Annotated in this window: 10 protein-coding genes; 5 read left to right on the top strand and 5 right to left on the bottom strand. The window is 71.9% G+C overall.

All coding sequences use genetic code 11. The features are described 5' to 3' along the window. The coding region (locus ACTIR_RS27590) for a hypothetical protein (RefSeq protein WP_233345947.1) at nucleotides 1-676 on the bottom strand (676 nt) is incomplete at its 3' end. A 29-nt stretch (nucleotides 677-705) separates the two neighbouring features. Between ACTIR_RS27590 and ACTIR_RS27730 the strand changes: the two genes are divergently transcribed. Then, complete coding sequence (locus ACTIR_RS27730; RefSeq protein WP_267879500.1) at nucleotides 706-840, top strand: hypothetical protein; 135 nt, start codon at nucleotides 706-708, stop codon at nucleotides 838-840. 87 nt (nucleotides 841-927) lie between these two features. Here ACTIR_RS27730 and ACTIR_RS0118355 read toward each other — a convergent pair whose 3' ends face one another. After that, complete coding sequence (locus tag ACTIR_RS0118355) at nucleotides 928-1,950, bottom strand: M48 family metallopeptidase (RefSeq protein ID WP_026455375.1); 1,023 nt, start codon at nucleotides 1,948-1,950, stop codon at nucleotides 928-930. Nucleotides 1,951-2,035: 85 nt separating this feature from the next. Here ACTIR_RS0118355 and recQ point away from each other — a divergent pair, with 85 nt between their 5' ends. Beyond that, nucleotides 2,036-3,904, top strand: coding sequence for a DNA helicase RecQ (recQ, locus tag ACTIR_RS0118360; RefSeq protein ID WP_026455376.1), 1,869 nt, complete (start codon nucleotides 2,036-2,038; stop codon nucleotides 3,902-3,904). Nucleotides 3,905-4,287: 383 nt separating this feature from the next. Then, nucleotides 4,288-4,542 (top strand): hypothetical protein, encoded by a 255-nt coding sequence (locus ACTIR_RS0118365; protein ID WP_007026220.1) that lies wholly within the window; start codon nucleotides 4,288-4,290, stop codon nucleotides 4,540-4,542. A gap of 106 nt (nucleotides 4,543-4,648) precedes the next feature. Here ACTIR_RS0118365 and ACTIR_RS0118370 read toward each other — a convergent pair whose 3' ends face one another. Then, nucleotides 4,649-5,452 (bottom strand): 3'(2'),5'-bisphosphate nucleotidase CysQ, encoded by an 804-nt coding sequence (locus ACTIR_RS0118370; protein WP_026455377.1) that lies wholly within the window; start codon nucleotides 5,450-5,452, stop codon nucleotides 4,649-4,651. Between the two features lie 137 nt (nucleotides 5,453-5,589). Here ACTIR_RS0118370 and ACTIR_RS24210 point away from each other — a divergent pair, with 137 nt between their 5' ends. Continuing rightward, nucleotides 5,590-6,498, top strand: coding sequence for an SDR family NAD(P)-dependent oxidoreductase (locus ACTIR_RS24210; RefSeq protein WP_084789609.1), 909 nt, complete (start codon nucleotides 5,590-5,592; stop codon nucleotides 6,496-6,498). Nucleotides 6,499-6,513: 15 nt separating this feature from the next. On the opposite strand, the gene ACTIR_RS0118380 is transcribed toward ACTIR_RS24210, so the two are convergent. Next, the gene (locus tag ACTIR_RS0118380) at nucleotides 6,514-7,197 is read right to left on the bottom strand and encodes a metal-dependent transcriptional regulator (RefSeq protein ID WP_026455378.1); all 684 of its coding nucleotides are present in this window, start codon (nucleotides 7,195-7,197) and stop codon (nucleotides 6,514-6,516) included. A gap of 35 nt (nucleotides 7,198-7,232) precedes the next feature. Then, nucleotides 7,233-7,667 carry a GNAT family N-acetyltransferase gene (locus tag ACTIR_RS0118385; RefSeq protein ID WP_007027273.1) on the bottom strand — a complete coding sequence of 145 codons (435 nt, stop codon included), beginning with the start codon at nucleotides 7,665-7,667 and terminating at the stop codon, nucleotides 7,233-7,235. A gap of 49 nt (nucleotides 7,668-7,716) precedes the next feature. Between ACTIR_RS0118385 and ACTIR_RS24215 the strand changes: the two genes are divergently transcribed. Continuing rightward, nucleotides 7,717-8,285: enoyl-CoA hydratase/isomerase family protein (locus ACTIR_RS24215; protein WP_065388610.1), on the top strand; the 569-nt coding region annotated here is incomplete at its 3' end.

Genomic DNA, 8,285 nt, shown 5'->3' on the forward strand with positions numbered 1-8,285 from the left:
CGCCGCACCGCCAGGTCAGCGAGATCTCGTCCGAGTTTTCGGCGAAGGTGAGGCCGTCCCGCAGCTGTACGAGGTACGACCAGTAGCGGCCGTCGACCTCGTCCTGGTGGGCGCCCTCCAGGATCTCGAAGTCCGGGGAACCGACGCCCCGCGGCTCACCCGCGGCACAGGCGATCAGGAGGAAGCCGAGGCCGCGCTCCGGGTCGATGTCGATCCCGTAGGCGACGTCGTCGACGTAGTCGGGCTCACCGCCGGCGGGCGGTTGCGTGGGCTGCGTCGTGGTGCCCGGGTCGGAGGGCTCCGTCGGGTCCGTGGGCTCGGTCGGCTCGGTCGGGTCCGTGGGGTCCGACGGGTCGGTCGGCTCGGTCGGCTCGGTCGGATCCGTCGGCTCGGTCGGATCCGTCGGATCCGTCGGATCCGTGGGATCGGTCGGATCCGTGGGACCGGTCGGGTCCGACGGGTCCGTGGACTCCGAGGGCTCGGTCGGATCCGTCGGATCCGTCGGATCCGTGGGCTCCGTCGGGTCGTTCTCCGTGGTCGACTCCGCCGGTGCGGACGTGGTCCCCGGTGGCGTGGAGCCTTCCTCGGCCGTGGCGGAGACCGGGACGGTCACGGTTCCGGCCAGCACCATTCCCGCGAGAACGGCCCCCACGAGATGACGTCTCGGCTTTCTCACATTCTTCTCCCATTCCCCAGTGCCGGTCGGTGCGCGACCGGACGGTGTACGACGGGGTCGGTGCGCCGGACATCGGCGACGTCGACGACCCGAAAACCCCCAGTTCGGATGTGCCGGACATCCTGCCGCACACCCGCCCGGAAGGTGAAACCGATTCGGAGTGAAGAACCTCATCCGTCGGTGCGGTAACGAAAACTTGTTCGCGACCGAAAGGGCCGCCGCACGCGGCGGCGGCCGTACCCGCCCGTCGTTCAGCCGTCGCGGCCGGTGAACCGGCTCCACACCTTGTCCGCCGCACCGGACATCGCCTCGCCGACATCCGAGAACACCCGCACCAACGGATCGGTCGAGGTCGTGAACGAGTCCCGGTAGGAGCGCGCGGCCCCGGCCAGATCCCGCATCCGGTTCGACTGCGGTTCGTCGTCGTGCCGCCGCGGATACTGCCCGGCGAGAATGTCGCGGTACTCCGCCGAGGCCGCCCACCGTTGCAACTGGGCGGCACGGACGACGGCGAGCGGATGGCCCATCAGCTCCACGTTGCGCACCTTCGCCAGGCTGTCCCGGATGTCGTCGACGGACTCGTACTCCTCGGCCTGCCGCAGGAACGCGGAAACGTCCACCTCGGACGGGTCCGGACCGCCCGCGAGCAGCAGGTGTGTCCGCAGCGCCGCCGCGGAGTCCTGGCCGCACAGCAGCCCCGCACGGTCGCACGACAACTCGGCCTTGCGATACCACTCGTGCAGCGCCGCCAGCACCGCGCGCAGCCCCAGCGCACTCGCGGGGGTCCAGGACAGCGAGTCCTGCAGCCGCAGCAACCGCAGCAGCATCGTCCGGTACAACGCGTGCCCGGACAGCACATGACCCATCTCGTGCCCGACGACGAACCGCAGGCCCTCCGCGTCGAGCAGGTCGACCATGCCGGTGCTCAGCAGCACGAACGGTTCGTCGATCCCGATCGCCATCGCCGAGGCCGCGGGGTCCCGCGCCACGAAGAGATCGGGGACCGGGTCGAGGTCCAGCACCCGCGCGCACTCGGTCCGCACGCGGTCCAGCTCCGGGTACTGGGTCGGCCCGACCCGGACGGCCGAGCCCAGCGCCATCAGCCGCTCCCCGCGCTCGTGGAAGAAACCGGCCACGGCCTTGAGGACCTCGCCGAACCCGGGAACGGAGCGCAGCGTCGCCAGCGCACCCCGGTCCACCGGGTGCTCGTAGGCGCGGGGGCTGAGGTCCGGGAACCGCACCACGGACGGACCGTTGCCGTCGCCAATCGTCATCGAACGCTTCCTTTCGTCGCCCGCGACAGCCTAGAAGTTCGTCACCGCGCCCGGGGGCGGATCGACCACACCTAGGATCGACGGCGTGCGCACTCCCGAGACGACGCAGCAGGTGCTCAAGCGGGTCTTCGGCTACGACTCGTTCCGCGACCACCAGCAGGAGGTCGTCGACCACGTGACCGCGGGCGGCGACGCCCTCGTGCTCATGCCGACCGGTGGCGGCAAGTCGCTGTGCTACCAGGTCCCCGCCCTGGTGCGGGAGGGCGTGGGCGTGGTGATCTCGCCGCTGATCGCGCTGATGCAGGACCAGGTCGACGCCCTACGGGCGCTCGGCGTGCGGGCGGGCTACCTCAACTCCACCCAGGACCCGGACGAACGCCGCACGGTCGAGGCCGAGTTCGTCGCGGGCGAGCTCGACCTGCTGTACCTCGCCCCGGAGCGGCTGCGGTCGGAGAGCACGGCACGACTGCTCGAACGTGCGCCGATCTCGCTGTTCGCGATCGACGAGGCGCACTGTGTCTCGCAGTGGGGCCACGACTTCCGCCCCGACTACCTCCAGCTCTCCGACCTGCACGAACGCAGGCCGGACGTGCCGCGCGTGGCGCTGACGGCCACCGCGACCGCCGACACCCGGGCCGAGATCGCCACCCGGCTCCAACTGACCGGGGCCCGGCACTTCGTGGCCGGCTTCGACCGGCCGAACATCCGGTACCGCATCGTCGGCAAGACCGACCCGCGCAAGCAGCTGCTCCGGCTGCTCACCGACGAGCACCCGGGCGACTCCGGCATCGTCTACTGCCTGACCCGCAAGTCGGTCGAGGAGACGGCGTCCTTCCTCGTCGACAACGGGATCGAGGCGCTGCCGTACCACGCGGGACTCGACGCGGGTACCCGCGCGCGGCACCAGGCGCGGTTCCTGCGGGAGGACGGTCTCGTGGTGGTGGCCACGATCGCCTTCGGCATGGGGATCGACAAGCCCGACGTCCGGTTCGTGGCACACCTCGACCTGCCCAAGTCGGTGGAGGGCTACTACCAGGAGACCGGCCGGGCCGGGCGCGACGGCCTGCCCGCGACCGCCTGGCTCGCCTACGGGCTGCAGGACGTGGTCAACCAGCGCAAGCTGATCGACTCCTCGGACGGGGACGCCGCGCACCGCAGGCGGTCGGCCGAGAAGCTCGACGCCATGCTCGCGCTGTGCGAGACGGTCGAGTGCCGACGTGCGCACCTGCTCGCGTACTTCGGCGAGTCCGCGGGGCCGTGCGGCAACTGCGACACGTGCCTGACCCCGGCCGAGTCGTGGGACGGCACCGTCGCCGCGCAGAAGCTGCTGTCCACGGTGGTCCGGCTCCGGCGCGAGCGGCGGCAGAAGTTCGGCGTCGGGCAGATCGTCGACATCCTGCGCGGTAAGCGCACCACGAAGGTCGCCCAGCACCGGCACGACGAGCTGTCCGTGTTCGGCGTGGGCGCCGACCTCGGCGACGCCGAGTGGCGGGCGGTGGTGCGGCAGCTGCTCGCGCGCGGATTGCTCACCGTCGAGGGCGACTACGGGACGCTGGTGACCACCGACAGCTCCGACGAGGTGCTGTACCGGGGCCGCACGGTGCCGATGCGGCGCGAACCCGCCCGGACGGTGAGCGGCTCCGGAGCCGCCCGCGGGAAGGCCGACCGTGGGGCCAACGGGAAGCGGGTCGAGACCGCCGAGCTCGGCGCCGAGGACACCGCGATCTTCGACCGGCTGCGTGCCTGGCGGGCGGAGGCGGCCAGGGAGCAGGGCGTCCCCGCCTACGTCGTCTTCCACGACGCCACGCTGCGCGAGATCGCCACCCGCCGCCCGGCATCGTTGTCCGAGCTCGGAGAGGTCGGCGGGGTCGGGGAGAGCAAGCTGGCCCGCTACGGCGAGCGGGTCCTGGACGTTCTGGCCGACGACTCCGCCACCGGGGCCGCCCGGACGTGACCGTTGGGGGCCGGGGGAACACCGGACGCGATGATCTCCCCCCTCAGGCGTCCGAAATCTTCACCCTATCGGACCATTTGCTATTTCCCCGGACAGTTCTTCTGTGTAGCCACTGAGCCACCGGAACGAGTCCCAGGGTCTTACCGACCGGGTTGCCGCCTACTGTGAGTAGCACGCACGCGGACACGACTTCGCTGCTCAACCCACGAATCCCCACCAAACGAGAACACAATGTGACGTGGGACACCACGTATCCGGGTGACGACACGGCATCGCATTTTGCCGTGTGTGACGTTCCGGCGGCTTGTAACTTCGTCGGCGGTTGCGGTCAGAAATCCAGCCGCAGCAGAAGACATCACTCGAGTCGATAGGAATGGGTTAAGGTGTTCAAGAAGTCTGCAATTGTCGCCACCGCCGCGGCCGGCCTGCTGGCGATCGGCTCGCCCGCCCTCGCGACCACCCCCGGAGACGAGACGAACGTCGAGGACAACACCAGCCAGTTCGGGCTGATCAACGTTGACGACGTCCTCAGCCACAACAACATCGGCATCTGCGACGTGCTCGACGTCGGTGTCGGCATCCTGGGCGTGGGCAACAGCCAGGGCAACTCCACCTGCATCGCCACGGCGGAGAACTGACCGTCGCCCGAACCACGGGTGGGAGGCCGATCGGCCTCCCACCCGTTTCCATGTCCGGCCCCGGACACACGCCTGACCGCCGCCCGGTCCGCGGACCGGGCGGCGGTCAGGCGTCGTTCGTGTCCGTCGTGGCGGCGGCCACCGCGGCCAGCAGGTCGCCCGCGAGTCCGGGGCGGCAGATCAACAGATCGGGCAGGTACGGGTCCGGCGCGTTGTACCGCAGGGGGGAGCCGTCGATGCGGGAGGCGTACAGCCCCGCCGCGTGCGCCACGCCGACCGGGGCCGCCGAGTCCCACTCGTACTGCCCCCCGGCGTGCAGATAGGCGTCGGCCTCCCCACGCAGCACGGCGACGGCCTTCGCCCCCGCCGATCCCCTCGGCACCAGATCGGCGTCCAGACGCGCGGCGACCGCGTTCGCGAAATCGGGTGGACGTGTGTCGCTGACGAGAATACGGACCCGATTCCCGGGTATTTTTGCGCCCGCTTTTCCGGCGGCGATGTCGTCGGTCACCAGGACTTCGCCCGAATCGGGCCGGGCGACGGCCGCGGCGGTGATTCCGGTCCCCGGTTCCCGCGCCGCGGCCGCGGCCTCCCACAACGCCACGTGCACGGTCCAGTCGGGCCTGCCGAGGCCGTACTCCCGGGTGCCGTCCAGCGGGTCGACGATCCACACCCGCTCCGCCCCGAGGCGGCGCCGGTCGTCGGCCGACTCCTCGGACAACACCGCGTCGCCGGGCCGCTGCTCCCGCAACGACCGCACCAACAGCTCGTTCGCGGCCGCGTCGCCGCGGCGGCCCAGCTCCTTCGGATCCGTGGGCCCGGCACCGGCGGGAACGTCGTCCCGCAGTCGGAGCAGCTCCTCCCCCGCCTGTTCGGCGAGCCGGGCGGCGAGTCGCGCGTCTGTCGTCACACTCCGCAGCCTAGCCCGCCCGGCCCCAACGGACGGGACCACGGCGACGCCCACCGGGCCCGTCCCGCCGGACGCGATTGCGGCGCCCTCCGGTGGGTAGGTCCCGTACAACAGGACCGAACGCCGGGAGGGCGATGATGGCGTCTCCGTTGGCCGTGGTGACCGGGGCCTCCGCCGGGATCGGGCGGGAACTGGCCCGGGAGTTCACCCGGCATGCCTACGACCTGGTGCTGTGCGCCGAGGACGAGCGCATCGAGGACGTCGCCGCGGAGCTGCGGGGCGGGGGCGCGCGGGTGTGGGCGGTGCGGGCCGACCTGGCGACCGGCGACGGGGTCGCGGAGCTGGCCGACCGGGTGGCCGGGCTCGACCGGGCGGTGGACGTGCTCGCCCTGAACGCGGGCATCGGGGTCGGCGGCGCGTTCGCGGGCTCGGCCACCGACCGGGAGGACCAGCTCCGCGTGCTCGGGTGCAACATCACCGGCACGGTCGACCTCGCCAAACGTCTGGTGCCGGACATGGTGCGGCGGGGCAGCGGGCGTGTGCTGGTGTCCTCCTCCACCGTGGCGCGGCTGCCGGGGCCGTACCAGGCCACCTACAACGCCTCGAAGGCGTTCCTGTACTCGTTCTCCCTCGCGTTGCGCGCCGAGCTGCGCGGCACCGGGGTCACGGTGACGGCGATGCTGCCGGGGCTGACCGACACCGACTTCTTCGACCGCGCGCGGATGACCGACACCCGCATCGGCGCGACGACGGTCAAGGACGATCCGGCCCGTGTGGCCCGCGAGGCGTTCGCCGCGCTGACCGCCGGTCGCGGCACCGTGGTCACCGGGCCGTTCTACAACCGGCTCCTCTTCGCGGCCGGACGATGGCTGCCGGACCGGGCACTGCCGTGGATCTTCAGCTTCTTCTCCGCCCCCGGCTCGGCCCGCACGGGGCGGTCGGTCCCGAAGCAGCGGTCGTGGGAACAGGAGTCGTCGGAACAGGGCGGCCGGGGCGAGCGGGTGACCCCCACCCACCCCGCCCGCAACCCGGGCACACCACACTGACTCCCGGCCGTGCGGTCAGCGGGTCGCCACGGACAGGGCCCGGGCGATCTCGCGGCCCAACGCGTGCGTGGCGGCCGCCGGTGCGGGACCCACCCGGACGACCACCGACCCGCCGAACGGCTGGTGCTCCACGACCTCGATGCGCTCGCCGAGCCCGATCGCACGGTCGGCGAGGTAGCGCAGCAGCTCGGGGTCGGTGTCCCAGACGCGCACGATCTCGCCGACCGTGCCGGTGGGCAGATCCTCCAGCAGCCGGGTGGAGACCTCCTCGATGCTGCCGTCCACGGCGGGGATCGGGTCGCCGTGCGGGTCACGCACCGGGTCGCCGAGCTTGGCGGCGATGCGGGCCACGAGCAGGTCGGAGACGACGTGTTCGAGCCGGTCGGCCTCGGCGTGCACCTCGTCCCAGGTGTAGCCGAGTTCGGAGACCAGGTACGACTCGATGAGCCGGTGCCTGCGCAGGACCGACCGGGCGAGTCCCCGGCCGTCGGAGGTGAGTTCGATGCCCCGGTACGGCACGTGTTCCACGAGGCCCTGCTGGGCCAGCTTCGTCACCATGCCCGACGCCGAGGACGGGCTCACCTCCAGCCGGGAGGCCAGGGACGTGTTGGTGACGGCCTCGCCGCGTTCCTCCAGGCCGTAGATCGCCCGCACGTAATCCTCGATCGAGGTCGACCGACGGTTCGAGCCATCCACCATGCCTCCCACGATACGTACCGTGGGGAGCCGCGTTCTCACCCGCGCCAGCGGTACCGGACCCATCCGGGGACGGGATGTGCACCCAGCCCCGCGTAGAACGCGGCGGCCTTGTCGTTGCCCTCCTGCATGTCCCACTCGACCCGGCCGTCGGTGCGGGCCCGCAGCTCGTCGAGCAACTGCCTGCCCAGGCCGAGCCGCCGGTGTTCCGGGCGGACGTAGAGGTCGTCCAGCCAGATCCCGGGCCGCGCCTCCCACGTCGAGAAGCTCCAGGAGCAGAACGCCATCCCGGCCACCGCGCCGCCGTCGTCGGTGGCGAGCACCACCCACGCCTTGGGGTCCGGGCCGAACAGGTGCCGGGCCATCTCCGCGCGGTCGAGCCGCAGGTCGTCGTTGCCCTCGTAGCGGGCGTGCTCCTCGATCAGGGAGCAGATCTCGTCGATGTCGTCGCGCACCGCGTCCCGTACCGGCATGGAAACGGACCCTATCGACCGATCGGTCGGTTCGTCTAGGCTGCACGGCATGGAGCCCGAGACGCGGACCGTCGAGGTGGACCCGGTCACCGACCGGGTCGCCGTCGTGCGACTGAACCGGCCCGAACGGCTCAACGCCGTCACCCCGGAACTGGTGGACGACCTGATCGCCGCGCTGCGCGGGATCGCGACCGACGAAGGCGTCGGTGCCGTCGTGCTCACCGGCGCCGGACGCGCGTTCTGCTCGGGCCACGACCTGCGACAGCCGCCGCCGGAGCAGGAGCCCCGCGCGCGACTGGAACGCCTGCAGGAGGTCACCCGCACGCTGCGCGCGCTGCCGCAACCGGTGGTGGCGTCGGTGCACGGCTACGCCGTCGGCGCGGGCGCCGAGTTCGCCCTCGGCTGCGATCTGGTGCTCGCCGCCGACGACGCGGTGTTCGCCTTCCCCGAGGTGGGGCTCGGACTGAGCGTCACCGGCGCGGCGTCCCGTCTGCTGCCGCTGCTGGTGGGGCCCCTGCGGGCCAAGGAACTCGTGCTGCGCGGGGAGCGCGTGGACGCGGCCACCGCCGCCGGGATGGGGCTGGTCAACCGGGCCGTGCCCGCCGCCGAGCTGGCGGA

The sequence above is a fragment of the Saccharomonospora iraqiensis subsp. iraqiensis genome (genome assembly GCF_000430445.1).
Taxonomy (GTDB): Bacteria; Actinomycetota; Actinomycetes; order Mycobacteriales; family Pseudonocardiaceae; genus Saccharomonospora; species Saccharomonospora iraqiensis.

Excerpts from the sequence above, each read along its gene's own strand:
- ACTIR_RS0118385 (WP_007027273.1), bottom strand. The coding sequence starts at position 7,667 with ATGCCGGTACGGGACGCGGTGCGCGACGACATCGACGAGATCTGCTCC.
- ACTIR_RS0118355 (WP_026455375.1), bottom strand. The coding sequence starts at position 1,950 with ATGACGATTGGCGACGGCAACGGTCCGTCCGTGGTGCGGTTCCCGGAC.
- ACTIR_RS0118380 (WP_026455378.1), bottom strand. The coding sequence starts at position 7,197 with ATGGTGGATGGCTCGAACCGTCGGTCGACCTCGATCGAGGATTACGTG.
- ACTIR_RS24210 (WP_084789609.1), top strand. The coding sequence starts at position 5,590 with ATGGCGTCTCCGTTGGCCGTGGTGACCGGGGCCTCCGCCGGGATCGGG.